This window comes from Polyangium spumosum, from assembly GCF_009649845.1.
Classification (GTDB): Bacteria; Myxococcota_A; Polyangia; order Polyangiales; family Polyangiaceae; genus Polyangium; species Polyangium spumosum.
The window spans coordinates 48362-74345 of the sequence record NZ_WJIE01000019.1; the positions used below are offsets into that span (position 1 = coordinate 48362).

Genomic DNA, 25984 nt, shown 5'->3' on the forward strand with positions numbered 1-25984 from the left:
TGGACCAGGCGATTCCTGGTTGGAATCGAGGGAATCGCGGAGCTTGCGTGATCAGGCCTCGGCCTGAGCTTCCGCCTCGGGCGCAGCCTTCTTCGACTTTTCCTTCTTCGTCCCGCCTTCGAGGCAGCTCTCGAGGAGGAGCTCGGCGACGTCGAGCTGACGGACGCTCTCTTCCTTGCCGTGCGCCTTGAGCCCGTCGGAGATCATCGTCGTGCAGAACGGGCACGCGGTCGCGATCGTCTTCGCCTCCGTCTGCAGGAGCTGGAGCGTGCGCTTCACGTTCACGCGGTCCTTGTTTTGCTCCTCCATCCAGAACTGCGCGCCGCCCGCGCCGCAGCACAGGCCCTTGCTGCGGTTCCAGCCCTCGGCCTCGACGAGCTCCACGCCCGGGATGCTCTTCAGGATGTCACGCGGCTGCTCGTACACGTCGTTGTAGCGGCCGAGGTAGCAGGAGTCGTGGAAGACGACCTTGCCCTTCACCGCGTTCTTCGGCTTGAGCTTCCGCTCCGCCACCAGCCCGAGCAGGTAGTCCGTGTGGTGAACGACCTCGAACTTCGCACCGAAGTCGGGGTACTCGTTCAGGATCGTGTTGAAGCAGTGCGGGCAGGCCGTGATGATCTTCTTCACGCCGCCCTGGTCCTTGTAGCCGTTCAGCGTGGCCACGTTTTGCTCGGCCAGCATCGCGAACAGGTACTCGTTGCCCGCGCGCCGCGCCGGGTCGCCCGTGCACGTCTCCTCCTGCCCGAGGATCGCGAAGTCCACGCCCGCCGCCTGGAGCAGCCGCGCCGTCGCCCGCGCGATCTTCTTCGCCCGGTCGTCGTAACTCGCCGCGCAGCCGACCCAGTAGAGGACCTCGGCCTTCGGGTTGTCGCTCATCATCGGCACGTCGAGCCCCTCGGCCCAGTTCGCGCGATCCATGCGGGCGAGGTTCCACGGGTTGCCGTTGACCTCCATCGCCTGGAACGGACCGTTGAGCTGCGCCGGGAACTCGCCCTTCACGAGCACCAGGTGCCGCCGCATCTCCACGATCTTGTCGACGTAGCTGATCATCACGGGACACTGCTCTTCGCAGGCCCGGCACGTCGTGCAGGCCCAGAGCACGTCCGGGTGGATCACGTTCGCCACGAGATCCTGGTTCGCCTTGCTCTCGCCGCTCGCCTCGGCCGGCGCCTCCTCCGAGACCTCGCCCTCGGGCCGCGGCAGCGCTCCGCCGATCACGTCTTTCTTGTGCTTCTGCGCGATGAGCTCGTTGTCGTGTTCGTAGAGGTGGTCGCGCAGGTTGAGCGTGAACTGCTTCGGCGAGAGGAGCTTGCCCGTCTTGTGCGCGGGGCAGTTGTCGGAGCAACGCCCGCACTCCGTGCACGTGTAGAAGTCGAGGATCGCCTTCCAGGTGAAGTCCTGGATCTTGTTCGCGCCGACGGGCTCGGCCTTCTCGGGCTCCTCGGCCGTCTTCATGACCATCTCGCCGATGGCCTCCGCGCTCGGCGCCATCAGCGGCAGACGGCCGCGCGGCGTCACGTCGCGGAAGAAGACGTTGAAGACCGCCGTGATGACGTGGAAATGCTTCGAGTACGGAAGGATGTTCGCGAAGACGAGGACGAGCGTGGCGTGTGTCCAGAACCCGGCCTTCGCGAGGATCATCAGCGTGTCGCGTGGCACGCCCGCGAGCAGCGTCGCGAAGAGCGAGCCGGCCGGCGAGGGGAACGGCGCCCAGCCGAGCGCCTGCGTCGGCGCGGGCCCGAGCGGGGCCACGACGTCACGCACCTTCGCGCAGTACTCGGGCTCGAGGTTCGAGCCGGTGCAGCCCGCGAGGCCCTTGTGGTGCAGGACCATGGCGGCGCCGTCGTAGAGCATGTCCGCCACCATCATCGTGATGATGATGCCGAGGATCAGGATCGCCTCGCCCGACTTCGTCATGCGGGGGTCGACCTTGATCACGCGGAAGTACAGGAAGACGAGCGCGCCGACGATCACGAGCGACGCGATCACGTCCTTCAGGAACTCGTACGCGTGGCCGAGGGGCAAGCCGAGGAAGCCCTCGGGCCCGAGGATGAAGAGGTTGAACGACGGGTCGAAGCCGCGCCCCCAGAGGATGATCGACCGGGCCAGGAGCACCACGAAGCCCAGGAAGATGAGCATGTGGGCGGCCCCGGCGAGCCGGTAATAATGCATCTTCTTCTGGGCGAGCGCGTAGATGGCCGTGCCCTTCACGCGCTCCGGGACGTCGTCGAAACGATCCTCCGGCCGCCCGACACGGAGCAGCTCCCACCGCCGGCCTGCGCTGTACGCGAAGGCCCCGGCGAGGCCGAGGATCATGAGAAACATCATGAGCGGATTCATGGCGCGCGTTCTCCCGGGGAAACGGTCCCTGTTGTAGGTGGCGGAGCGGCGGCGCGTCAACCCGAGCGATGCCGCGCGTCACGGGGGTTTGGGGGCGTAGCTCGGCTTGTCCGAGCGTAGCCCCCAAGCGTTGACCAAATCGGACCGCGATCAGAGCGTGAACTCGAACGACTTCTCTTCGGTGCCCGGCCCGGGCGAGAGCTCGACGACCATGCCGAACGGCCGCTGCCCCACGCGCGCGCCGAGGCGCACCCGCACCGGCGCGGCCGCGCCGTTGAGCTTGTCGAGGCGGATGACCACGCGATACCGGCCGCGCTTCGGCTCGCCTTCGGAGAGGAAGACGTTCTCCACGTTCTGGCCCTGGCACTCGTTCTCGGACTGCGGGCAATCCCGGTCCTTCACGAGGCCCGTCGAGGTCGGCTCCCCGACCCGCGCGAGCTCGCCGCCGACGTCGTAGACGTTGAGGTCCACGTCCGCCTCCACCACCTCCCACGCGATCACGAACTGCAGGATGCCCGTGTGCAGCCCGCAGCCCTCGTCGATGACGCCGTTGCAGTTGTCGTCCCGCGCGTCGAAGCACATCTCGACGCCCGTCGGCGTACACGCGGTCTCGAGCACCACGCCCTCGCTCGCCTTGACGTCGCGCACCTTGAGCGCGTCCCGCGGCGGCGGAGGCGGCACCTCGATACAAGCAGGCGCCACGAACGCAAACAACACGAGCGCCGCGCCCAGGCGGCGGCTCGTCAGAACGTGCCCGCGCACGACACCCCGAGGCCCCCGAGCGGCCCGCAGCCGAACGAGCGGATCCCGGTCTTTGCCGGCAAAGCCTCGTCCTTCGGCTTCGCGGGCTCATCCACGGCGAAGATCGTCAGCACCACGCCCCCCGCGGCGAGCACCGCTGCGCCGATGCCGAGGCCCAGGCTGACCGTGCGCAACGTCCGCGCGTCGTTTCCATCCGCCTCGATCACCTGGCGATCGAGCTGGCAAAACGCCGCGTCCCCGCGGTTGCAGTTCGCCCCGTACTCCGCCGTGTGGATCTCGATGTCGCGGGCGACGTTGTTCGCGAGGTGCATCGACACGAGGCCCGCGCCGAGCGCGCCGAGCCCGAGCCCCACGCCCGCGCCCGCCGTCGCGATCCCGATCGTGCGTTGATGCGGGATCCAGTTCTTCTTGGCCGGCGGCGGCGGAGGCGGCGGAGGCGGCGGAGGCGGCGGCTCTTTTTTGATCTCCTTCGGATCGATCGAGAGCGCGAGCGGCTTGCCGCCTTCGAGCTCGATCTCCTGCACGTCGTCCTCGTGCTCCGGCGCGCTCACCACGACCTTGTGCTTGCCGGGCTCCATCCAGAGCGGCTTCGAGAGCGGCAGATCCACGGCCGGTTTGTCGTCGACCGCGAGCTTCGCCCCGGGCACCTTCGACGTCACCTCGAGCACGCCGATGTGCGCCATCGCCTTCGCGAGCTCGGCGTTGACGTCGGTCTTGTCCTCCTCCGACAAGGGCGCGACGTCCGAGGCGAGCGCGGCTTCCATGGCCTCGGCCGCGGGGATCCACCGCTCCAGCGCGAGTAGCGAGTAGCCGATCATGCGGATGATCTGCGCGCTCGGGTAGAGCGCCTTCGCCTGCTCGAAGAGGTTCAGCGCCTTCTCGAACTGGCCCGCGCGGTACTCCTGGAGCCCCTCGGAAGCGGCCTGCCGCGCGAGCTGGATCTGGGCCTGCGGGGTGTCGGCCGCGGCCGGTCGTGCGAGCGGCGGCGCGGCGAGGCAGGCAGTGGCGACGAAGGCAATGGCGAGCGAACGCCGGCAGAGCTCGTTCATCAGAACTTGATGTTACCGACCTTCGGAGCGACGGTACTAGAAGGCTTCGGTTTGACCCCGCCGATCTTGGGGGCCGTGGCGGCCACCACACCCGTGGGCTTGGTCGTGGGCGCGGCCGTGGCAGACGGCTCGGCCGTGGCCGCGGGTTCGAGCTCGATCTCCTCGGGCTCGGCCGTCGCCTCGGGTTCGGCCGTCGGCGCGGCCGTGGCCTCGGTCGTCGGCGAAGGCGCGGGCGGCGGCGCGGGTGGCGGCGGGGCCGGTTCGGCGGTCGGCGCGGCGGCCGTCTGCGTCGTCGTCGCCTGCGCGGCGGGCGCGGGCCCCGCGGCCTTGCCCTTGAACACGAAGTAGAGGCCCCCTGCGCCCGCCAGGCCGAGCACGATGAGGAAACCCGCGAACACGGCGCCGAGCTTCGGCTTGGAGGACTGCGTCGTGGCGCCGGCCTGCGTCGAGTAGAGCGGCGCGCCCGTCGTCCCCGGCGGGATCGTCACGCGGGGCATGGGCCCGCCCGACTGCGACAGGCCCATCGCCGCGAGCTGCGCGGCCGTGGCGCCCGACTGCGAGACCGCCGCGGGGTTCATGCCGGGCGGCAAGGGCATGCCCGACTGCGACAGGCCCGCGGCGGGCACGCTCGTGCCTGGGATCGACATGCCCGGCGGGATCGACCCGCCCGCCACGCTCATGCCGTACATCGGCATGCCTTGCAGCGCTTGCCGGACCTGCGCGGAGGCCGAGAGATCGCCCGGGCTCGGCATGTCCAGGCTCGTCGGCTGCGCGGCGTAGTTCACCCCGAGCGCCATGGCGAGGGCCTGGGTCTGCTCGACCGCGTTCGTGAACCGATGCTCGACCTCGCGGGCGCAGGCCTTGGCGAACCAGGCGTCGAAGCGCGGGCCGAGGTGCGGCGCCATCGTGCTCGGCGGGACCATCGGCTCGTAGAGGATCTGCCCGATGAGCGCGGCCATGCCCTCGGCCGACCAGTAGTTTTTCCCGGTGAGCAAGCGGTACGCGATGAGGCCGAGGGCCCAGAGATCCGCGGCCGGCCCGACCTTCGAGGCCTGCCCGCGCGCCTGCTCGGGCGACATGTACCAGGGCGTGCCGAAGATCGCGCCGTCCTGCGTGAGCTCCTTGGCGTCGCTCTGATCGACGAGCTTGGCGATGCCGAAGTCGAGGATCTTCACGAGCGGCGTGCCGTCCTCGCGTTGCGTGACGATGAGGTTCGCCGGCTTGAGATCGCGGTGCACGATGCCGAGCGCGTGCGCCTTGTCGAGCACGCGCGCGACCTGCTTCAGGTAGACGACGACCTCGCCGGCGGGCAGGGCGCCACGTTGCTTGAGCTCCGAGCCGAGATCGCGGCCCTTGAGGAGCTCCATCACGATGAAGGGCACGCCGCCGATCTCGGGGGCGACGTCGGCGTCGATGACACGCACGACGTGCTCGCTGCCGATGCTGACGGGCGCGCGCGCCTCGGTGCGGAAGCGCTCGACGGCGCCGGGGTTGTTCGCGACCGACGGGTGCAGGAGCTTGAGCGCGCAGATCTCGCCCGTGTTCGTGTGACGAACGGCGTAGACGGCGCCCATGCCGCCGCGGCCGATGAGCTTCTCGACGCGATAACGGCCCTGGATCACGAGCCCGGGCTGGAGATCCCCTGCCTGCGGGTTCACGGGCTCGCCGACGTCGGGCACGGCCGGAGCGCCGGCGGCGGGGCGGGGCGCGGGGCGCGCGGCGGCTGGCTCCGGAGCGGCGTCCGCGGCGCTCGGGAAGGGCACCGTGGCGACGGCGGAGGGCACGGGCGCGGCGGCGTAGACGGGCGGCGCGGGCGCTGCCGGCGCGGCGGGCATCGGGGCCGTCCCCCCACGTGCCGAGGCCGGCCTGGGAGGCGGCGGCGGACGCGAAGGAGTACCGGGCGCGGCGGGTGAAGCGCGAGGCGGCGCGGGCGGTTTCGGCGGCGGAGGAGCAGGCACGAGGACTCCCGGACGATCGAAGCAGCCGACAATCGTCGTTCCGCAGAGGCTATAGGTTTTCGACGAAGGGGGCAAGCGAGGTGCTCGCGCCTCGCCTCGTGGCGCTCTTTCCGTTGCGCGGCTCTCGCGAGGGCCCTCCGAGTTCACTAGACTCGGCGCGCAAGATGAAGGTGACCCGGCTCGGACTGCGAAATTTCACGGTGTTCTCGGACGTGACCTTCGAGTTCGCCCCTGGGGTCAACGTCTTCATCGGCGAGAACGGGACCGGCAAGTCCCACGTCCTCAAGCTCATCTATGCGCTCACGGAGGCGACCCGCCGCTTTGCCGCGCGTGGAAGCCTGGAAGACGGGCTCGAACCGACGCTTCCCCACCTGGTCCAGGGCATGCTGATGGGCGTCTTCCAGCCGGACGCCTTGAGTAGCTTCCTCCAGACGGTCCCCGGCCACTCGACCCTCACGCTCGAATGGGAGCGCGCCCGGCTGGAGGTCACGCTGGACGCCGGTCCGAGATCCACGGTGACGGCGACCGCCGAGGGTTCGATCGCCGAGGTGGGCCGGCCCCTCTTCATCCCGCCACGCGAGGTGCTCTCGATCTTCCCGGGGTTCGTCGAGGCTTGGCTCAACCGCGAGTCGGCGTTCGATCGGACGTACTTCGATCTCTGCGTCGCGCTTGGCCTCAAGCCGCTCCGCAAGGGAGGGCCGAAAGCGCTGCTCGACCCGATCGAGGACGAGCTCGGAGGCAAGGTCGTGATGCAGGAAGGACGATTCTACCTGGACTACGGGCTCCCCATGGAGATGCCCATGGTCGCCGAGGGGGATCGCAAGCTCGCGATGATCGCCTGGCTCCTCATGAACGGCTCGCTCTCGGAGAATGCCTACCTGCTCTGGGACGAGCCCGAGGCGAACCTCAACCCGAAGCGCGCCCGCCTGACCAGCGACACGGCCGCGGGCCTCGCCCACGCGGGCGCGCAGGTCTTCCTCGCGACGCACGATTATGCGCTCACCTCCGAGCTCTCCCTGAAGGTCGACACCGGAGCGCTCGGGGCAGGCGAAGCCGCGTTCCACGCGCTCCGACGCGCTGGTGAAGGCCCCTCGGTCGTCGCGGAGCGTGGAGAGAAGCTCGCCGAGCTCCAGAACAACGCCATCCTCGATGCGCTCGCGTCGCTGCACGCACGGGAGCAGGAGGCCCTCTTCGCAGACGAGAAAGCGGCGCAGTGAAGAGGACCATCGACGTCGAGCGCATCCGCTTCTCGTTCGGCGAGAGCTGGACGGTGGTCGAGAAGTGGGACGACAGCCCTCCGTACCGCAAGGGCATCCATGGGCTCGACGGCACGAAGGCCGTGGACATCGTCGGCGTGCGGGGCGGCGACCTCTACCTGATCGAGGTGAAGGACTTCCGAGGCCACGCCATCGAGACGAAGAAGCGCCAGCCGAAAGAGCTCCCCCTGGCCATCGGCTGCAAGGTCCGCGACACCGTCGCCGGCCTGGTCGGAGCAAACAGGCAGGGTCGAGAGTCGTGGGTCGAGACCTGCGCCCAACTGCTCCTGAACGCCAAGCGGCGCGTCCACGTGATCGCCTGGATCGAGGACCCGGACCTTCGCGCGCCAGAACCCCTCGGCAAGAGGCTCATGTGGCAAAACACGCGGGCCAAGGAGCTCCGCCAGCGCCTCGCTTGGCTCACGCCCCGCGTCCACGTGGCGAGCCGACTCGAACCCGCGGTTCTTGCAGACGTGGACGCCGAAAACCTACCGGGCGTCGGCGGCGGCCCCGGCTGACACTACCCCGCCTCCTCGACCGCGAGCGCATCCTCCCCGAGCGAAATCCCGTTCGCGAGGAGGATCTCCGCCGCATGATCGATCGTGAGGATCATCGCGCGGGCCTGCAGAGCGCGTTGCTCGTCCTCGGGCAGATCGCCGGGCCGCGAGGAGGTCGCGTGCTGGAGGAGGATCGCGGCGGTGACGCTGACGTTCAGGCTCTCGACGAAGCCACGCATGGGGACGCGCACGCTGCGCTTGCAGGCGGCGACGAGCTCCTCGTGGATGCCGTCGCGCTCGTTGCCGAGGACGAGGCAGAGCTTGGGGATCGAGCGCAGGTCCTCGGGCAAGAGCTCGCCCTGCGGGTGGGTCGCGACGAGCTCGTGGCCGGAGGCGGCGAGCACGTCGAGGGCGGCGTGGCTGGTCGGGTAGGTGCGGACGTGGACCCACTGCTCGGAGCCGCGGGCGACCTGGCGGGCCGCGAGGAAGGAGATGCCGCCACGCTCGACGACGTGCAGGCGCTGGACGCCGAACGCGTCACAGGAGCGCAGGACGGCCGCGCCGTTGTGCGGGTCGTAGGGCGCGTCCATGAGCACGGTGACGGAGCCGAGGCGGGAGGAGAAGACCGCGTCGAAGCGAGCCTTGCGCTCGGGCGTGAGGAAAGGACCGAGCACGCGGACGATCGCGGCATGGTCGAGGCCGGCGAGCCGAGCGAGGAGGCGCTTCTGCGCGAGCTCGACCTGGATGGCGTGAGGGGTCCTGCGGCGCATCGCGGGGCGGGGATAGCACGGGGGGAGCGGCGGTCGACAGGCCTTCGAGATGGCCCGAGCCATCCCCGAGCCCTGTCGACAGGCCTTCGACATGGCCCGAGCCATCCCCCAAGCCCCGCCGACCAGCCTTCGAGATGGCCCGAGCCATCTCCGAGCCCCGCCGACCAGCCTTCGACCTCACCCGAGTCATCTCCGAGCCTCGCCGACCAGCCTTCGAGATGACCCGGGTCAGCTCATGAGCCTCGCCGACCAGCCTTCGAGCTGGCCCGAGCCATCTCCGAGCCCTGTCGACCAGCCTTCGACCTCACCCGGGTCAGCCCCGAGCCTCGCCGACCAGCCTCACCGCCCCCCGTTCATCGCATGCGCGATCCCGCTCTGCACCGTCGCGCGCGTCACCACGCCGCCGAGATCGGCCTGCAGCGCGACGAGCGCCTGCGCCACGTCGCGGCGGATGCCCGTGAAGACCACCTTCGCGCCCAAAAGCTGCACCGCACGCGCCGCGCGGACGAGCGCGTCCGCCACCTGCGAGTCCACCACCGCCACGCCCGTGATGTCGAGGATCACCGTCCGCGCGCGCCGCTCCGTCACCCCCCGGAGGAGCACGTCCATCACCTGCTGCATCCGCTGCGAGTCGAGCACGCCGATGAGCGGCATCACCACGATCTCGTCCGTCACCGGGATCAGCGGCGTCGAGAGCTCCGCCAGCGCCGCCGCCTGCGCCTCGATCACCGCCTGCCTCCGCGCGGCGTCGACGAGCGCCTGCTCCGCCTGCTTGCGAAGGGTGATGTCACGCGCGACGAAGATCACGGCGTCGTCGGACAGCGGCGAGATGTTGCCGCTGAAGAAGATCTCCTTGTCGCCGATGGGCAACGAGTACTCCACCGTCATGAGCGCCTTCGCCGAGAGCGACGCGCGGATGTGCTCCAGGAAAAACGTGGCCATCTCCGGCGGCATGACCTCGTCGAGGCGCTTGCCGACGAGGTCCTCGCTCGGCCTGTAGAGAAGATCGGGGCACGTGGGCGCGATCTTCAGGTACCGCCCCTCCCCGTTCATGACGATCACCACGTCCGTCATGGCCAGGAACATCGCCCGGAGCTCCGACGCGGCGGCGCGCGCCGTCACGAGCTCGGCCTGGAGCGCCGCGACGTGGGCGCGCAGAGCCTCGAGCTCCGCCGAACAATCCTTCTCGTCGTGCACGCAGCGCTCCGTCGAGGACGTCATGATCATGTCCTTCCCGCACGCCGCACAGCTTGTAAAGCCCGAGAAAACAAGGCGCAGGCATGTCAATGATATGGCGTGCGTGCGATTGCCGAGCGGCCTCGCAGGACTCCCGAAATCAACGCGATGCGCTCATCGCGAAGGCGATCCCGCTCTGCACCGTCGCCCGCGTGACCACGCCGCCCATGTCGGCCTGGAGCCCCACCAGCGCCTGCGCCACGTCACGGCGGATGCCCGTGAACACGACCCGCGCCCCGACGAGCTGCACCGCGCGGGCGGCCCGGACGAGCGCATCCGCCACCTGCGTATCCACCACCGCGATGCCCGTGATGTCGAGGATCACCGTCCGCGTGCTCTTTTCGGTGACGCCTCGGAGCAACACGTCCATCACCTGTTGCATCCGCTGCGAGTCGAGCATGCCGATCAGCGGCATCACCATGATCTCGTCGGTGATGGGGATGAGCGGCGTCGACAGCTCGGCGAGGGCCGCCGCTTGCGCCTCGATCACCGCCTGCCTCCGCGCGGCCTCGACGGACGCTTGCTCGCCCCGCTTCCGATCGCTGATGTCGCGCGCGACGACGACCACCACGTCGTCCGACATCGGCGTGATGTTGGTGCTGAAGAAGGCCTCCCGATCACCCGCCGGCAGGGTGTACTCCACCGTGACGAGCCCCTTCCGCGCGAGCGCCGCGCGGACGTTGGACAGGAGGAAGTCCGCCATCGGCTTCGGCATGACCTCGTGCAGCGTCTTGCCGAGCAGGTTGTCGCTCGGCTTGTAGAGGAGATCCGGCACGGTGGGCGCGATCTTCAGGTACCGCCCCTCCCCGCTCATGACGATCACGATGTCCGTCATGGCCGTGAACATGGCCCGGAGCTCCGCTTCGGCTTCACGCGCCGACGCGAGCTCCTTCTCGACGGCCTCGAGCCGTGCACGAAGCTCCGCCACCTCTCCGCCCTGGTCGAACTGAGCGCCCATCGTTTCGTACATCCCCCAGCGAGCGCGCGCTGTCCATACCCACATGATAAGGACAGTGGGACTGTACCCGCGCGCCCCGTCGTGAGGGCCGCGAACGATGGATTTGGCAGGTTTCTGGACAAATTCGGCGCTTTCGGCCTCTTCATCGCTCATGCTGCCCACCGACTCCGATCTGCTCGCGCGATGGCGGGACGGCGACCGCCCATCCGGCGCGATGCTCTTCCAGCGTCACTACGCCGCCATCGCCCGGTTCTTCCACAACAAGGTCGACGACGGAGCCCGCGACGAGCTCGTCCAGCGGGTGTTCTTGGGTTGTCTGGAGAACCTTCGTCGCTTTCGCGGAGAGGCGAGCTTCAAGACGTATCTCTTCGGAATCGCCCACCACGTCCTGGGGGATCACCTGCGGACGCGCGCCCGCAAAGGCCGGCGCGAGGATCCGGCGCTCGACGTCGACAGCATGTCCGTCCACGATCTGGGGCAATCGCCGGAGAGGCCGATGGTCGAGCGGCAGGAGCAACGAATCCTGCTCGAAGCCCTCCGCCGGATCCCGCTCTGTCATCAGGTCGCGCTGGAGCTGCATTACTGGGAGCAGCTCACCGCGGCCGAGATCGGCGTCGCCCTCGGCATACCGCTCGGCACGGCCAAGACCCGGCTCCGCGAAGGCCGCCACGCGCTCGAAATCGCCATCTCCAGGATCGATGCGTCCGGGGAGTCCCTCCAGAGCACGCTCGACGATCTCGAACAATGGGCCGCGCGGGTGCGTCCGCGCCTCGAAAAGACCCGAGGCGAGCGCCCCTCGACGACGGAGGCCGAGCAGCCCCTCCAGCGCGCCTCATGAACGAGCACGCCGAGGAGCGCCTTCGCAAGGCCGTGCTCGAAGCGAAGCTCTTCGGCGAGCCGCACGACGCTCCGCGGATCGGTCGGTTCATGTTGCGGAGGAGAATCGGCGCCGGCGCCATGGGGGCGGTGTACGAGGCGCACGACGCGCAGCTCGATCGGCTGGTGGCGATCAAGCTCGTGCGGCGCGAGGACGAGGCGAACGCGCGCACGGACCGATTGCTCCGCGAGGCGCGAGCCCTGGCGCGGCTCTCCCATCCCCACGTGATCACGGTGTACGAGGCGGGGCTCTGGGAGGGCGGGCTCTTCGTGGCGATGGAGCTCGTGCGCGGAGGGACGCTCCAGGAATGGCTCGACGCGCGGCCGCGAGGCGCACGCGAGGCGCTGGGGATGTTCCTGGCCGCGGGCCGGGGGCTCGCGGCCGCGCACACATGTGGCTTGATCCATCGCGATTTCAAGCCGGGAAACGTGCTCGTGGGCGAGGACGAACGGCCGCGGGTCGCCGATTTCGGTCTGGTGCGGCTCACGGGGGAGAGCTCGTCGAATGAAGGAGAGAGCCCGGCGATCGCGGACATGTTCTCGACGGCGACGGGCGCGGTCCTCGGCACACCGGCGTACATGGCGCCGGAGCAACTGGAGGGCGCGCGTGTCGACGCGCGCGCCGATCAATTCAGCTTTTGCGTGGCCCTTTACGAGGCGCTCTGCGGGGCCTCGCCCTTCGCCGGCGAGGCGCGGGCGGAGCGGCGGCGGCGCATCCACGAAGGGGACGTCACGCCGCCCGCGGAGGGCCGAACCCCGCCTCGCCGGGTGATCGAGGTGGTCCGTCGAGGGCTCTCGGCCGATCCCGAGGCCCGCTATCCGTCGATGGACGCGCTGCTCGACGCGCTCGAAGCGGCCGGGCGGCCGGCCTTTCCCCGCGGGGCGTCGCTCGCGGGCGGCGCGCTCGCAGCCGCCCTGGGGCTCGGGGTCGCGATGATGGTTGGCAGGACGAACGTCCCCGTCCCGCAGGAGGCGCCGCCCTTCACGTACGCCGATGCGCCGCGCGACGCGGCCCTCCTCTCGGCGGCGCGGCGCGTGGCGCCGAGGGATCCGACGGTGGCGGCGCTGCTCCTTCTGGAGGTGGAGGCGCCGGAGCGGCATCGGGAATGGTCGGCGCTGGCGGCGGACGTGCTTTCCCAGCCGCTCGCTCGATTCATCTGGAACGACACGCGGCTCTCGACGACGACGCCGGGCAAGGACGTGGTCTTGCTGCACGACCTGAACGGGGCCCTCCTCGCGCGCTCCCCGGACAGCGGGCGGGAGCTCTTGCGGCGAAGCGGCGGGGTGTGGGGAATGGTCCATCCGCGGGGCGACGAGCTGCTCGTGCAGACGCGGCAAGGACTGGAGGCGTGGCCCCTCGGACGAACGACGGAGGCGCCGTCGTGGCGCGGCGCGAGCCCGAAGCTCGCCGCGGTGTCGGTCGGGCAGGGGCGCGAGCTCTTCGCGGTCGCGACCGACGGCTCGGTGCTGCATTGGGACGAGACGCGCCCCGCGGCGCCGGCTGTGCTGCGGACGGTGGGCAAAACGAGCACGATCGCGTCGACGGCGATCCTGCCCGAGGCGGGTGTGGTCGGCGTGTTCTGGCCGGGACAATCGATCGACGTCTGGCCTCTCCGAGGGAGCGCGCCTCCGCGTCGGCTGGAGGTCGGGCGCGAGGGGTTCTCCGCCGCGTCCCTCTCGAATTCGGGAGACGCGGCCGTCGGCTTCGAGGATGGGAGCCTTCGCCTCTTCTTCGCGGGGTCTCGCGCGCCGATCACGATCCGGGGGCACACGAGCAAGATCCGGCACGTCCGCTTCAGCGACGCGGGAGAGCGGCTCGCGGCGTGGGCGGAGGACGGGACGACGCGTGTATGGGACGTGAAAACCCCACAATCGCGGGAGACGCCCACGGTGCTGCCCGCGCACGAGGCGACGCGAGCGCTGATGGATGCGGAGGGCCGGGTGTTGCTGTCGGGGTCGATGGACAAGACGGGTGTGGCGCGGGCCTGGAACCTCGCGACGCGGGAGGTCGTGGTGCTCCGGGGTCACGCCGAGGACGGGGGCCACGTCACGCTGAGCCCCGACGGGACGTGGGCGTTCAGCGGCTCGATTCACAACACGGCGCGGGCCTGGCGGCTCGCTTCGGCCACGACGGCGCACGCATTCGGGCATGCCGCGCCCATCTGGGCGGCCGAGGTGCATGGCGACCGGCTGGCGACGGCGTCCCAGGACGGGACGGCGCGCATCTGGCACATCGGGGAGGCGGGCGCGCCGCGCGAGGCGGCGGTTTTACCGAGCGCTCCGGCGACGCGCGTGTTTCTCGCGACGTTCAGCCCGGATGGCAGGCGGGTGGCGACGAGCTCGAACGACGGCAAGGCGCGTCTCTGGAACACGGACGGGAGCGGCGCGGCGGTGGTGCTCGACGGGCACGAGGAGTGGGCGTATGCGCTCTCGTTCGCGCCCGACGGCCGCGCGTTGTTCACCGGGTCGAAGCGCGGCTGCATCCGGCGTTTTCGTGTCGAGGGCGGCGCGCCGGAGATCGTTCATTGCCAGGCGCGCCAGCAGGGGATCCCGACGCAGGTCAATCACATCACGCTGAGCCCGGACGGGCGGCTCGGGGTGGCGGCGCTGGCGAGTGGTCACCTCGTCCTGTGGGAGAATGGCGGAGCGGAGGTCTCGCGCGCGCCCCGGGTGATCCCGGCGCACGGCGACGTGGCGCAGGCGCTCGCGTTCAGCCCGGATGGGCGAAGGCTGGTGAGCGTGGGCCGGGATCGGAAGGTGCGTGTATGGGACCCGGCATTCGATACGGCGCCGCGGGACCTCGTGGGGCATGAAGGCGCGGTGTATCACGCGCGCTTCAGCCCGGATGGGCGAAGGCTCGTGACGAGCTCGGCGGACGGGACGGCGCGGATATGGCCGATCGAGGGGGAAGAGGCGCCGGTTGTCCTGAAGGGGCACGAGGGCTGGGTGGTATGGGCTGAATTCGACGGGGCGGGGCGGCGCGTGGTGACGTCATCGTACGACGGGACGGCGCGGCTATGGAACCTGGACGAGCCCACGACGCCGCGCGTGTTGCGAGGTCACTGGGGCCCCTTGCGATATGCGGCATTCGCCCGGGAGGGGCGGCGGGTGATCACGGCGTCGATGGATGGGACGGTCCGGAGCTGGGACGTGACGGAGGAGCCGGTGGAGCGCCTGCAAAAACGCCTGCGGGAGGCGACGCGGGCGTGTTTGTCGGCGCGGCAACGCATGAAGCTGCTCGGGGAGGACGCGACGGCGGCGGCGGCGCGGGCGTCGGGGTGTGAGCGGTGATGCAGGACGAACCCGCGTGCTGATTTTCAAATCCCGGGCGGGGGGATCGGCGACTACCGGGACATGACGTGCGCGACGCACGGCATGGACCATCGAGAGGTTGTCGCATGGGTGCTTCATTCGCCGCGTACGCGCGGCTCGGTCGGACGCGTGTCTCCACGGGCGTCCTGTTTGCTTCGCTGATGACGGCGTGCCTCGCCTCCGGGTGTGGTGACGCCGGGTGGAACGAGCTCGCGGAGGGGGAGACCGCCACGTCCATCGAGGCGATCACCTACAGCGCCAAGGCCATGAGCACGGCGCGATACGCCGCGACCGGGACCGTGCTCCCCGATGGCCGGGTGCTCGTCGCCGGCGGGCGGAACAGCAGCTCGGCGGCGCTCTCGTCGGCGCAGATCTACAATCCGGCGACGGATGCGTGGTCGTCCGCGGCGAACCTGCCCGCGGCCCGCACCCGGCACACCGCGACGCTGCTCGGAGGCGGCCGGGTCCTCGTCGCAGGCGGGAGCACCGGGAGCAACACGGCCAGCACGTCGTACCTCTACAACCCGAGCACGAATGCATGGACCACCGGCGCGGGCATGTCCGTGGCGCGCGAGGAGCACACCGCGACGCTGCTCGCGAATGGCAAGGTCCTCGTCGTCGGCGGCGGGAGCGGGGCGACGAACCACAAAACCGCGGCGCTCTACACGCCGGCGACGAACACCTGGGCGAATACGGGGAGCATGGCGGAGGCCCGCCGCCTGCACACGGCCGTGCTGCTCGACGACGGCAGGGTCCTCGTGACGGGCGGGAGGAGGGCCACCACGAGTGGCTTCGACGTCAGCTACACCTCGGAGATCTATAATCCGGCGACGGGGACCTGGAGCCTCGTGAGCGGGTCGAGCGGCGAGCGACACTCGCACACGGCGACCCGGCTCGCCAATGGAAAGGTCCTCATCGCGGGCGGGCTCGATTTTGATGGCAATGCCATCGGGTCCCGGATCTTCGATCCGGCGACGGGGGCGTTCACGAGCATCGTCGGCTCGGCCGCGCAACGGTATGCACATTCGGCCAGCCTGCTGCCGGACGGCCGGGTGCTGCTCGCGGGCGGCCGGAACGCGAGCGGATCGCCGCTGAGCAGCGCCCACCTCTTCAATCCCGCGACGAACACGTGGCAGACGACGGATCTGCTGCAAAACGCCCGCAGCAACCATATCGCCCTGAACCTCCAGGGGGACCGCGTGCTCTTCATCGGCGGCCTGGGCGCGGGGACGACCGCGCTCACCAGCGTGGAGATCTCCCGGCTCTCGGTGGACGCGAACCTCGGCTCCAGCGCGACGGTCGCGGTGACAGGGAATACCTGCGGCGGGAACCATGATTTCACGCCGTCGTGCACCTCGTACAGCCACGAGGAGCGCGCCTACCTCTGGCAGGCCCCCTCCGCGGGGGAATACGTGTTCAGCACGATCGACGCGGGGTTCACGCTGGACACGATCCTCTACGTGCTCGACGCGCGCACGGACGCGCCGCTCGCGAGCAGCGGCGGGGGGCTCGCGTGTAATGACGATGCGCCCGGCACCAAGCAATCGAAGGTCACGGTGAACCTCGCGAGCGGCCAGCGGGTGCTCGCGGTCGTGGAGGGGTATGGGGCGCCGCCGCAGAACACGTGTGGCTCGTTCAAGCTCTCCATCACGTCGGGCTGCAAGGGCGGGGACCCGTGCACCGTGCCTGGTAAGCAGGGCGTCTGCGCCCAGGGGGTCACGCAGTGCGTGAACGGCGTGCAGAGTTGCGCGCAGGTTCAGGAGCCGAGCATCGAGGTTTGCGACGAGCTCGACAACGACTGCGATGGACTCGTCGACGAGTTCAAGGCATGCCTCATCCCGCAGGAGATGTGCTGTTCGAGCGGGCCGGAGACAGGATTCCCATGTTCGAGCAGCGCGGATTGCGGCGGGTACGCCTGCAAGATGCTGTGTCCGATATGGTGATCCCTCCCCCGGGGCGCCCGCTCGAGGCGCCCCGGGGGAAGGCGGGGTGACGACCGCTCAATTCGACGAGCGCGCCTTGCGTCGATGGCCTGCACGCCTGGCCAGCGCCGCGAGGAGCCCGATCGCCGTCGCGGCGAACGGCATATCGGAGGTCGTACCGTTGCCCGCGGCGCGGCAACCACACTCGGTGCCACCTCCCGGCACGGTCGCGACGCCGCCCGCGCCGCCGGTGCCCGTCGTTCCGCCGGAAGCCACCATTCCGCCGGAACCCGTCATGCCCATTCCACCAGCGCCGCCCACGCCGCCGACGCCGCCCACGCCGCCCATTCCACCGGCGCCCGCCATTCCACCGGCGCCACCGGAACCACCGGCACCGCCCATTCCACCAGCGCCGCCGCCGGAACCACCGGAACCACCGGAGCCACCAGCGCCGCCCATGCCGCCCATCCCGCCGGATCCATTTCCTTCACCCACGCAGACCCCGCCGGTGCAAACGCCGCCATTACATTCCGCGTCCATCGTGCAGGACGTGAAGTCGACGATCTTCGCGAGGACCCGCGACGTCCCGAGAGGCGCCTCCGTCACGAATTGCGGGTAAGCCACGAGGACCTTGCCCGCGTTCGTGGACGCGAGCGCGGGCAGGCCCTCGGGCCGAGCGTCGTTCGTGATCGGGAGGGACGTGATCGGCGAAAGCATGCCGTCGACGACGATGGCCAGCACGTCCGTGAGGCCCTGCGCACACGTGCGATACCCGATCACGGTGCGGCCCCCGTCAGCGACAGCGCCGCGCCCCGCGAGGCCCACGTACGCGCAGCCCGGCGTGCTCGCGAGTTGCACGGCCACGGGATCGAGCACGGTCCCCGCAGGATCCACGCGCGCCCCGAAGAGGCCCTCCCCGTCCACCCAGACGACGACATGGTTCGTCCCGTCAAAGGACACGGACACCCCGGCCGGCGCGGCGAGGACACCCGAGAGGACGATCGGCGCCGGATCGACCACGCTCCCCTGCGGCGTGACGCGCCTGGCGACGATCTGTTTTGCCTCGTCTTGCCACACGACGAGGTGATGGACGCCGTCGAACGACGCGCTGAGCGCCGGCGCGCGGAGGTCCGGCGAGACCGGCGTGGACAAGCCCGAAGGCGTGGCGCCGATGATCGTCGTCGCGATCAGGCTCTCGTAGTTGCCCCCGACCACGAGCGTCGCGCCGCCGCCCGCCGAGAGCGCCACGTGCTCCCCGCCCTCCTGGAAGTCCGGGATCACGATCGGATCCGCGTCGAGCACGACGCCTTGCGGGCTGAGCCGGCTCGCGCGCAGGTCGCAGAATTGACCGTCGTAATAAATGTCGCACTCGAACCACGAGAACAACGTGTTCGTCCCGTCGAACGCGGCCATCGGATGGACCACGTCGTACGCCCCATTCTCCATTTGAATGGCGTTCTGATCCAGGACCATCCCCGAGGGAGCGACGCGCACGGCGTACAGGTTCGTCTCCTTCTTCGCGGTGAAATCGCGGCTGTCCTGCCAGCCCACGACGAAGTTTTGCCCGTCGAACGCCGCCGCGGGCACGCGCTGCTCGCTCGCCCCGCGCGAGACGACGATGGGCGCGGCGTCGAGCGCCTGGCCATTCGGATCGAAGCGCCTGCCCTCGATGGTGAGGGCAGAGGGGGCGAAATTGTCGAAGTACCCATTCCTCCACACGTGGAACGCGTGCGCGCCATTCGAGGCGCCCCGCGCCACGGTGCCGAGCGGCGCATACTGGAAGCCATCGGGGTCGAGCACGGTCCCCTGCGGCGTGACGCGCGCCCGCAAGAGCGGATGGACCACCAGGTCGTCGAGGTAATCACTCCACGTCATGACGGCGTTCGTGCCGTCGGTCGTCACGTCGATCTCGTAGATCGAGTTCCCGAAAGGACCAGCGACCTGGATGGGCGTCGCGTCGAGCGCCACGCCTTGCTGCGCGTCGAAGCGCGCCCCGACGACGTTCCGCTCAGCGTCGTTGTTTTCCACGATGTACCCCACGAGGTACGACTCCCCCGTCCACACGGGCGTGGGGGTATTCTGACCGACGGCGTCGTGCATGAAGGGGATGCCCATCGGATCGAGCAGAGCGCCCTGGGCGTCGATCCGCGCGACATACGCTCGGGGGAATCCAGGGGTGTCCCACGCGAGCAAGGCCCCCGCGCCGCTCGACGCGACACGCAGGTGCTGGACCGTCCCCGCCCCGAACGCGACGCCGCCGGGATCGAGGACCTGCCCGGACGGCGTGACGCGGGCATAATAACCCGTGGCGTTCGCGCCGCCCCAGGTGACGAGATAGTTCGTCCCGTCAAACACCACCGAGCTGCCGCCGCCGCTCGGCGCCACGGAGATCGGCGCGCCGATGGGCTGGCCATTCGCGTCGAGCAGCCGGCCGGTCGTGCCGACCTGGAGATAAAATCCCGCCCCATCACTCGCGAGCTGCGGATAACTCCCGCTCCCCAGAGGGAAACCCGAGAGGTCGAGCACGTTGCCGTCGGCGCCGACACGCGCGGCATAGATATGATTCTCCATGACCGGATCGAGGAACCGGCGCACCTGCCAGGCCACGAGGTACTGGGTGCCGTTCCAGGCCACGGCCGGATCGTCGTGGTTCCCCGTGCCGAGGCCATTGACGGGCTCGTCCATCGCGATCTCGGAGCTCAAGAGCGGATCGAGCACCGCCGGATAGGCCGACGCGGCGAGCACGCGGGAAGGGACACGCAGGACGATCCGGCTGCCCTCGGCGCGCGCCTCGACGCTGGACTTCTTGCCACGCGCGTCGATCCACGTCGCCCGCCCGAACCGCACGCCGAGCCCGGTCGCCGGGTCCGCATAATGCAACCCGCGCGGCGTCGCGCCGACGTACCGCTCGCCCTCGGTGTCGAGCACGACCGAGAGATCCCCCTCGCCCTCGGGCGCACGCGCGAACGCCCAGGAGAGCTCCACGCCCTCCTCGCGGTTCTCGATGTGCTCGGTGACGTCCCCCGCCGTGATGGCGAGGTGGTCTGCCCGCTCCATGCGCCCCGTGGCGCCCTCGCCCAGGAGATCACGACCGCCGCGCTCGACGCGGGCCCGCTTGATCCGCAACGCCGCGCCCGCACGCGCCTTCGCCCCGGCCGCACGCGAGGGCACGACGGGCGCGACCTCGACGCCCTCCACCGTGGCCGAGACGCGATGCGCCGGCCCGGCGCCGACCCACCCGCCCCCTTCCGCGCGGAACGACCGCCGCGCAACACGCGCCTCCGCGCCGAGGTCGACGGGCGAAGAGACCCGCGCCCCGGTCGCCCGCGCAGGCGGCGCCGCCGAAGTGCCCGGATCCGGGGCCTTCGTACACGCGACCACGACGCCCGCGACGAGGAGAAGGGCCGTGCGTTTCGTGAGGGATCGGATGCTGGGAACGTTTGGCTTGTTCATCTATTTGACCTTACATTGTAAAGATGAAATAGATGAACCCGAAAGACGCAAATTCGACGAGGCGACGTTATCCGATCGACCTGAGCGCCGCGACCACGCCTCCCAGCGATGCCCGATCATCCTGATCGAGCGCGCTCGTCCCGCGGGTGAGCGCCTCCACCAGGGCCCGCAAATCCTCGTCGCGCACCGGCGGCTCGATCGACGAGACCCGCTCGGCCCGCGCCACGTCGTCGAGCAGGAGCCCGAACTCGCGCTCGTCCAGGCCAAACGCCCGCGCCTGCTTCGAGATCGCCCCCGCCGCGCTCGCCACCTCTGCCAGGCCCCGCTGCGCGCGCTGGCCGAGCCGCGAGAGCTCCGCTCGCTCCCGCAATGACCGGTATGCCGACTCGATCACGTCGAGGTCCGCACGCGCGTGCGAGAGCGGATCCTTCGGGCGCACATCGTCGTCGTCGTCGTCATCATCGTCATCGTCGACCGCGGCCGGCGGGACCGTGGGCCGCCGCGTCGCGACCTCCTCGAGCTCGGCCCGCGCCTCCGCGATCGCCACGAGATACCCGTCGATCGCCGACGTCGCCGCCGCGAGGCGCGCCTCCGGATCGCCCGGCGCGCTCGGGTCGAGCCCCGCGATCTCCGCGGGCCGCCTGCGCACGAGCTTCTTGATCGGCATCGCGCACGCGAGCCGGAACGCCGCGGCCTCGCCCGCCGCGAGCACCCGCTCGCCGAGCTCGATCCGCAACGTGAGCTCGTCCCGGAGCTTCGCCACCTCCGGCTCGAGCTTCGCGACGCCGCTGGATCCCTTCACCATCGCGAGCTTCTGCCCGAGCGCCGCGCGTGTATCGACGAGCGTCCCGAGCGCCTCGCGCAGCCGCCCGAGCGCCGCGTCCGCCGTCGTGATCTCCGCGCGCAGATCGTCCCCCGCGAGCCGCTTCTTCACCTTCGCCTCGAGCGCCGCCGTCTCCTTCACCTTCGCCGCCGAGAGCGCCTTCACGCGGCCCGCGCGCGCGCCTTCGAGCTTCGCGGCCGTGCGCATGCCGAGCATCGAGAGCGCGAGCGTCCCGCCGCGCGCGAGCGCGCCGAGCGTGACGGCAAACGCGAGCGTGCCGAGCGTGCCCCCGACGGTCGACGTCGCGATCACGAGGCCCGCCGCGCCGAGGCCGAGGACCGCGGCGATCGCGCGCAGGATCCGCGCGCGCCCCGCGACGAGCTCCGGACGAACGCCGGGCGGCGCGGCGAGCCGCTCGAGCCCCTCCGCCGCCGCCGCGAGCACGTACGCGCCGGCCGCGAGCACGAGGAGCAACGAGACGAACGCCACGGCCCCCGCGAGCGTCGCCACGATCTGCCCGAGAAAGGTGATCTCGATCATGCGCGTCTCCTCGAACTAGAGCGCGACCTCCGTGTCCTTCGCCCCGAGCTTCGCCTTGCGGATCGTCACACGAAACGCCTTCCCATCCCAGGCGATCGCGTGCAGCACGACGGGCACCTCGCGCCCGGGGCGCGCCTTGCGCAGGCGCGCCAGGAACAACAGGCGCCCCTCGTCGCCGAGCGGCAGCTCCGCCGCCGAGACGCCGATCGACGCCGCGTCCGAGAGCTCCGCGAGTGTCGCCTCGGCCTCGCCCTCCTTGCCCACGAGCCCGAGCGTCGCGTCGAGGTCCTCCCACGTCAGGATCACGAGCGCGCTCGGGCCGCTGAAGAGCGAGAGCTCCTTCAGCTTGCGCGAGAGGCCCTCGGCGAGGCCGGGCTCCACCGGTTTGCCCTCACCCTCGAGCAGCCGCGCGAGGTGCGCCGCGGCCCAGAGCCTCGCCCAGAGGCGCGGATCCCGCGGCCCCGGCGTGCCTTCGGCCGAGGCCACCTGCCGCTCGATACGCAGCGCCTCGTCCACGCGCCCGCTGCCCGCCGCCGCGAGCGCGAGGCGCAAGAAGCTCGGCGCGTCCGCGCTCGGCGCGTCCGTGAGCGTCTTGTACTGCCGGTAGGCCGCGCCGTACCAGCCGTGCCGCAGGAACACGTCGCCGAGCAGCCGCCGCGACGCCGGGCTCTGCGCGTCGAACTCGACGATCTCCGAGTACGTGCGCAGCGCCTCGTCCGGGAACCCTTGCGCCGCGAGCACATCGCCGAGCGCGAGCGCGAGGTCGGGGCTCATGAACCCGCGGTCGCGCAACCTCCGACCATGCGCGAGCGCGTCGTCCTTCTTGCCCGCCTCCGCGAGCAGCCGCACGACCCGCAGATCCCCCTCGGGATCGCCCGGCGCGACGAGCATGCGCTCGCGTAACTTGGCGAGCTTCGCGTCCACGCCGTCGATCGCCGCGAGCTCCGCGTCGACCTGATCCCAGGCGATCGTCTCGCCGAAGAGCGTGCGCCGCACGGACGCGGCGATCCGCGGATCGACCGTGCGACGCAGGATCGCCTGCGCCACGTAGGCCCGCGTGTCCGGCGCGCCCGCGAAGTGCGCGAGCAGCGTGATCACGGCGTCCTCGGTGCGGGCCTTCTGCTGGAGGAGGTCGAGCAGCGCTTGCTCGGCGCGCCAGTCGGGGATCTCGCACGCGCCCCGCGCGGCCTGGTAACGCGAGACCAGCGTCTTGCCGTCGAGCTCGCCGCGCAGGCGCTTCGACCACATCACGATGCGGTCCGCGAGCGGCCGCCGCGCCACGTCGCTGCACGGCGTGAGCGGCGGCGCCCTCGGGGGCTCGGGCTTGCGCGTCGCCTCGGCCTGGAGCGTGGGGGCGGGCGCGGGCGCGCGGGACTTCGGGGGCGCGGGCGCCGCGGGCAGATCCTCGTCGTTCGAGAGAGACCTGGGCCTCAGGGGTTGCGGCGGCGGCGCGACGTAACCCGTCGCGGTCGCGAGCTCCGCGGGCGTGGCCGTCGCCGCCGCCATCACCGGCATGGCCTCACGCTTCTGCTCCTGATCCTCGGCCGGCTTCTCTTCGGTCGACAGCTGCGTGGGCGTGGGCGCCTGCTGCAACGGCGCAGGCTCGACCGCCACGGTCTCCACGGACGCCGGCGCGTCCTCCCGCTTCGAGCAGCCGAGCGCGCTCGCGGACGCCGGGTTCAGCGCCGCATCCACGAGCGCCCGCTCGGTGCGTGTTTCGAGCGCCGTGAGCCGCACGCCCCGCAGCGGCGAGTGCCTCCGCCGGATGCCCTGCCGCGTATACGCGGCCTCGCTCTCCAGCGCGAGGATACTCGTGAACGGCGTCATCAGCCCGTATTCGAGGCCGATCTCCACGATCTTGCCGCGCAGCTCCTCCGGGTCCGTCGCCTCGCCGAGCAGGCGCCGCACCTTCTCCGCGGCCCACAGCCGCGGCACGAGGCTCGTGCTCGTCCCCTGCGCGAGCGTGAGCGGGTACTTCTTCTCGAAGTCCTTGCCGCCCACGCGCCCCTTCACCGTCGCCTCGGCCGGCAACGCGTGGTGCGTCCGCGCGAACAGGAGCACCTCCTCGCCGCGCGAGACCTTGCCGCTCGCCGTCAGCATCGCCTCGTCGAGCCCCGCGCCGAGGTCGATGGCGAGCTCCGTGATCGTCGGCGTCTTGATCGCGCTCGCGAGCCTGAGCACCTCGCTCGTCGCCGTCTCCATCCGATCGATCCGGAAGCTCTGCCCCCCGCCCTGCCGCGCGAGCTCACGCAAGAGCCCCACGTTGCTCTGGGTCCCGACGGCCACCGTGAAGAGACGCGCCCGCGACGTCGACAAACTCCGGCGCAACCGCTCCGAGAGCCGGTCGCCGTTCACCTCGCCCGACGTGGGCAGACCATCACCGATGTAGACCACCGCGGGCTGCTCGGCGCCGTGCAGCCGCCCGAGCGCCGCGTCGAAGAGCGCGCCGAGGTCCGTCGCCCCGCCCGACGCGTGCTCGGCGAGCCGCGCCAGCGCCGACGCGATCTCCTTCTCCGTCGCCTCGGCGAGCCCCTCCTTCGGCCAGAGCACCGTCGGCGCCGAGTCGATCGCGATGAGCACGAACCTGTCCTTCTGCGACAGCGCCCGCAGGATCGCCTCCGCCGCGGCCGCCTTCTGCTGCCGCACCGCCTCGTCGCCCGAGGCCGACGTGTCGACCACGACCGCCACGTCCCCCGGCGGCTCGGGCACCCCGCTCCAGTCGATGTCGGGCACGTAGCGCGCCATCACGTAATCGGCCCGATCCGCGCCCGCCGCGAACCGCCCGACGGTCAGCGGCGCGCGCTTCTCCTGCTCGATCGGCGTCGCCTCGAGCTGGAAATCCGCGCGTGGCAGGTACCCGCTCCGGCGCATGGTCACGCGCCGCCCGCCCTCCTCGATCACCGCGTCCGCGAGGCTCGCGATCCGCATCTTCGCGCCCGCCGCGCCGAGATCGACCACCAGGGAGAACTCGCCGATCCGCGGCGGATCCTCCGAGCGCATCGGATAGAGGTACTCGAGCTTCCCGCCCTGCGAAGGCAAGACCTCGAGGTACCGCAGCACCACGCGCCGCGAGCCCGACGCCGGGATCGGGTAGATGCGCGAGCGATACGTGCGCCCGTCGACCCACTCGAGCAGCGCCGGCGAGTGCCCCGTCGAGACGGCCGTCGTGTACTTCGCCGCCGCCTCCTTGCGCTCGGTCACCTCGCCCTCGACGAGCACGCCGTCCGTCTCGACCGCGAACGACGTCACGATCGCCCGCTCCGGCACGCTGAACCAGTACCAGCCCTCGAGCACGCCGCCGCCCGGGTTGCCGAAGGTCTGATCGACCTCGGTCTCCGCGAGCCCCTCGCGCACCACCGCCCGCACGGACTGGCGGCTGACCTCGAGGACCTTGGCCTTCTCGCCAGGGAGATTCGGGCTCACGCCGTAAATCTTGCCCGCGCCGCTGCCCGCGCCCGCGAGCGGACGGCCGTCGCCCATGCCGCCGGTCCAGTCGTCCCAGAAGAGGACCGGGCTCACCTTGGGCTTGTCCTTGCCCGCGGCCAGCGCCTGCTCACCGGCGCTCACCTCTACGCGCCCGCCCGGCGACGTGAGCACCGCGAGCCCACGCGTCACCACGACCACGACCTCGGCGCCCGCGCGCCGGATCGACAGGCCCGCGTCCGCCGCGGCGATCGTCGCGTCGCCGGCCTTGTGCTCGAGGCCCCCGCGCTCCGAGGGCGGCGCGTCGAGCCAGACCTCACCCGCCACGATCTCGGCGCCCTCCGGCTGGAGGCGCACCGTCGAATCCCCGCGCAAAAACAGGGACGATCCGTCCGAGAGCCGGACGAGCGCCCGCGCCCCGGCGCCCGTGGCGAGCTCCGCGCCCGCGGGCAGCGGCGCGCCCGAGATCACCGTACTCGTCTTGCCCGTCTCGACGAGCCGCACCTCCCCGGCGGCGAGCTCGAGCCGCGCGTCGACCACACCTGCGCGCACCGGCGGGACGCGCTGGGTGGTGATGAACACGACGAGGCTCGCGACGAGCACGAGCAGTCCGATCGCCGCGCGCAGCGGCAGGGGGTGATTCTTGGCGAGCGCCCTGATTCGATCCAGCGAGGTCATGGTTCTCCGGAGCCGACGAAGGCACGAACGGCCCTGGGGGCTCGGAGCTGACACCTCGTGATCCCCCGACCGCGCGGACCATGTTCGCGCCTTCCGCGCCCCGGGGGAAAGAACTCTTTCGTGTCGCCGCG

Annotated in this window: 15 protein-coding genes; 5 read left to right on the forward strand and 10 right to left on the reverse strand. The window is 70.8% G+C overall.

Annotated elements, in window-relative coordinates; translation table 11 throughout:
* Positions 1–51: 51 nt before the first annotated feature.
* The 4 genes from GF068_RS37755 to GF068_RS37770 form a co-directional block, all read right to left on the reverse strand.
* Positions 52–2328: a (Fe-S)-binding protein gene (locus GF068_RS37755; protein ID WP_240808015.1), complete on the reverse strand. Its 2277-nt coding sequence runs from the start codon at positions 2326–2328 to the stop codon at positions 52–54.
* 162 nt (positions 2329–2490) lie between these two features.
* Positions 2491–3102 (reverse strand): hypothetical protein, encoded by a 612-nt coding sequence (locus GF068_RS37760; RefSeq protein WP_153824404.1) that lies wholly within the window; start codon positions 3100–3102, stop codon positions 2491–2493.
* A complete protein-coding gene (locus GF068_RS37765) occupies positions 3084–4151 on the reverse strand; it encodes a PEGA domain-containing protein (RefSeq protein WP_153824405.1) in 1068 nt (355 codons plus the stop codon). Before GF068_RS37765 ends, GF068_RS37760 begins: the two co-directional genes overlap by 19 nt.
* On the reverse strand, positions 4151–5986 hold the full coding sequence (locus tag GF068_RS37770; RefSeq protein WP_153824406.1) for a serine/threonine-protein kinase: 1836 nt from the start codon (positions 5984–5986) through the stop codon (positions 4151–4153). The genes GF068_RS37765 and GF068_RS37770 overlap by 1 nt, the downstream gene beginning before the upstream one ends.
* Before the next feature lie 287 nt (positions 5987–6273).
* Between GF068_RS37770 and GF068_RS37775 the strand changes: the two genes are divergently transcribed.
* Positions 6274–7326, forward strand: a complete 1053-nt coding sequence (locus GF068_RS37775; RefSeq protein ID WP_153824407.1) for an AAA family ATPase — start codon at positions 6274–6276, stop codon at positions 7324–7326.
* Positions 7323–7883: a hypothetical protein gene (locus GF068_RS37780; protein WP_153824408.1), complete on the forward strand. Its 561-nt coding sequence runs from the start codon at positions 7323–7325 to the stop codon at positions 7881–7883. Before GF068_RS37775 ends, GF068_RS37780 begins: the two co-directional genes overlap by 4 nt.
* Positions 7884–7885: 2 nt before the next feature.
* Here GF068_RS37780 and GF068_RS37785 read toward each other — a convergent pair whose 3' ends face one another.
* The 3 genes from GF068_RS37785 to GF068_RS37795 all read right to left on the reverse strand — a co-directional run bounded on the left by GF068_RS37785 (position 7886) and on the right by GF068_RS37795 (position 10826).
* Entirely contained in the window at positions 7886–8632 is a 747-nt protein-coding gene (locus tag GF068_RS37785) for a TrmH family RNA methyltransferase (RefSeq protein WP_170319909.1), read from the reverse strand.
* A gap of 339 nt (positions 8633–8971) precedes the next feature.
* Positions 8972–9853 (reverse strand): STAS domain-containing protein, encoded by an 882-nt coding sequence (locus GF068_RS37790; RefSeq protein WP_170319910.1) that lies wholly within the window; start codon positions 9851–9853, stop codon positions 8972–8974.
* A gap of 115 nt (positions 9854–9968) precedes the next feature.
* Positions 9969–10826: an STAS domain-containing protein gene (locus GF068_RS37795; protein WP_170319911.1), complete on the reverse strand. Its 858-nt coding sequence runs from the start codon at positions 10824–10826 to the stop codon at positions 9969–9971.
* Positions 10827–10977: 151 nt separating this feature from the next.
* Here GF068_RS37795 and GF068_RS37800 point away from each other — a divergent pair, with 151 nt between their 5' ends.
* From GF068_RS37800 to GF068_RS37810, 3 genes are all read left to right on the forward strand, one after another.
* Positions 10978–11664 (forward strand): RNA polymerase sigma factor, encoded by a 687-nt coding sequence (locus GF068_RS37800; RefSeq protein WP_153824412.1) that lies wholly within the window; start codon positions 10978–10980, stop codon positions 11662–11664.
* Positions 11661–14993 carry a serine/threonine-protein kinase gene (locus tag GF068_RS37805; RefSeq protein WP_170319912.1) on the forward strand — a complete coding sequence of 1111 codons (3333 nt, stop codon included), beginning with the start codon at positions 11661–11663 and terminating at the stop codon, positions 14991–14993. The genes GF068_RS37800 and GF068_RS37805 overlap by 4 nt, the downstream gene beginning before the upstream one ends.
* A 107-nt stretch (positions 14994–15100) precedes the next feature.
* Complete coding sequence (locus GF068_RS37810; RefSeq protein WP_153824414.1) at positions 15101–16957, forward strand: Kelch repeat-containing protein; 1857 nt, start codon at positions 15101–15103, stop codon at positions 16955–16957.
* 57 nt (positions 16958–17014) lie between these two features.
* Here the strand turns inward: GF068_RS37810 and GF068_RS37815 are convergent, their stop codons facing one another.
* The 3 genes from GF068_RS37815 to GF068_RS37825 form a co-directional block, all read right to left on the reverse strand.
* Positions 17015–20389, reverse strand: a complete 3375-nt coding sequence (locus GF068_RS37815; protein ID WP_153824415.1) for a hypothetical protein — start codon at positions 20387–20389, stop codon at positions 17015–17017.
* Positions 20390–20456: 67 nt separating this feature from the next.
* The gene (locus GF068_RS37820; protein ID WP_153824416.1) at positions 20457–21752 is read right to left on the reverse strand and encodes a hypothetical protein; all 1296 of its coding nucleotides are present in this window, start codon (positions 21750–21752) and stop codon (positions 20457–20459) included.
* A 15-nt stretch (positions 21753–21767) separates the two neighbouring features.
* Positions 21768–25853, reverse strand: coding sequence for a VIT domain-containing protein (locus GF068_RS37825; protein ID WP_153824417.1), 4086 nt, complete (start codon positions 25851–25853; stop codon positions 21768–21770).
* Positions 25854–25984: the final 131 nt, after the last annotated feature.

What these genes read in the sequence shown, in the direction of transcription:
- GF068_RS37785 (WP_170319909.1), bottom strand. Translation starts at nt 8,632, where the DNA reads ATGCGCCGCAGGACCCCTCACGCCATCCAGGTCGAGCTCGCGCAGAAG.
- GF068_RS37820 (WP_153824416.1), bottom strand. Translation starts at nt 21,752, where the DNA reads ATGATCGAGATCACCTTTCTCGGGCAGATCGTGGCGACGCTCGCGGGG.
- GF068_RS37775 (WP_153824407.1), top strand. Translation starts at nt 6,274, where the DNA reads ATGAAGGTGACCCGGCTCGGACTGCGAAATTTCACGGTGTTCTCGGAC.
- GF068_RS37790 (WP_170319910.1), bottom strand. Translation starts at nt 9,853, where the DNA reads ATGACGTCCTCGACGGAGCGCTGCGTGCACGACGAGAAGGATTGTTCG.
- GF068_RS37810 (WP_153824414.1), top strand. Translation starts at nt 15,101, where the DNA reads ATGGGTGCTTCATTCGCCGCGTACGCGCGGCTCGGTCGGACGCGTGTC.
- GF068_RS37825 (WP_153824417.1), bottom strand. Translation starts at nt 25,853, where the DNA reads ATGACCTCGCTGGATCGAATCAGGGCGCTCGCCAAGAATCACCCCCTG.
- GF068_RS37815 (WP_153824415.1), bottom strand. Translation starts at nt 20,389, where the DNA reads ATGAACAAGCCAAACGTTCCCAGCATCCGATCCCTCACGAAACGCACG.
- GF068_RS37770 (WP_153824406.1), bottom strand. Translation starts at nt 5,986, where the DNA reads ATGCCCGCCGCGCCGGCAGCGCCCGCGCCGCCCGTCTACGCCGCCGCG.
- GF068_RS37795 (WP_170319911.1), bottom strand. Translation starts at nt 10,826, where the DNA reads ATGGGCGCTCAGTTCGACCAGGGCGGAGAGGTGGCGGAGCTTCGTGCA.
- GF068_RS37805 (WP_170319912.1), top strand. Translation starts at nt 11,661, where the DNA reads ATGAACGAGCACGCCGAGGAGCGCCTTCGCAAGGCCGTGCTCGAAGCG.
- GF068_RS37800 (WP_153824412.1), top strand. Translation starts at nt 10,978, where the DNA reads ATGCTGCCCACCGACTCCGATCTGCTCGCGCGATGGCGGGACGGCGAC.
- GF068_RS37765 (WP_153824405.1), bottom strand. Translation starts at nt 4,151, where the DNA reads ATGAACGAGCTCTGCCGGCGTTCGCTCGCCATTGCCTTCGTCGCCACT.
- GF068_RS37755 (WP_240808015.1), bottom strand. Translation starts at nt 2,328, where the DNA reads ATGATGTTTCTCATGATCCTCGGCCTCGCCGGGGCCTTCGCGTACAGC.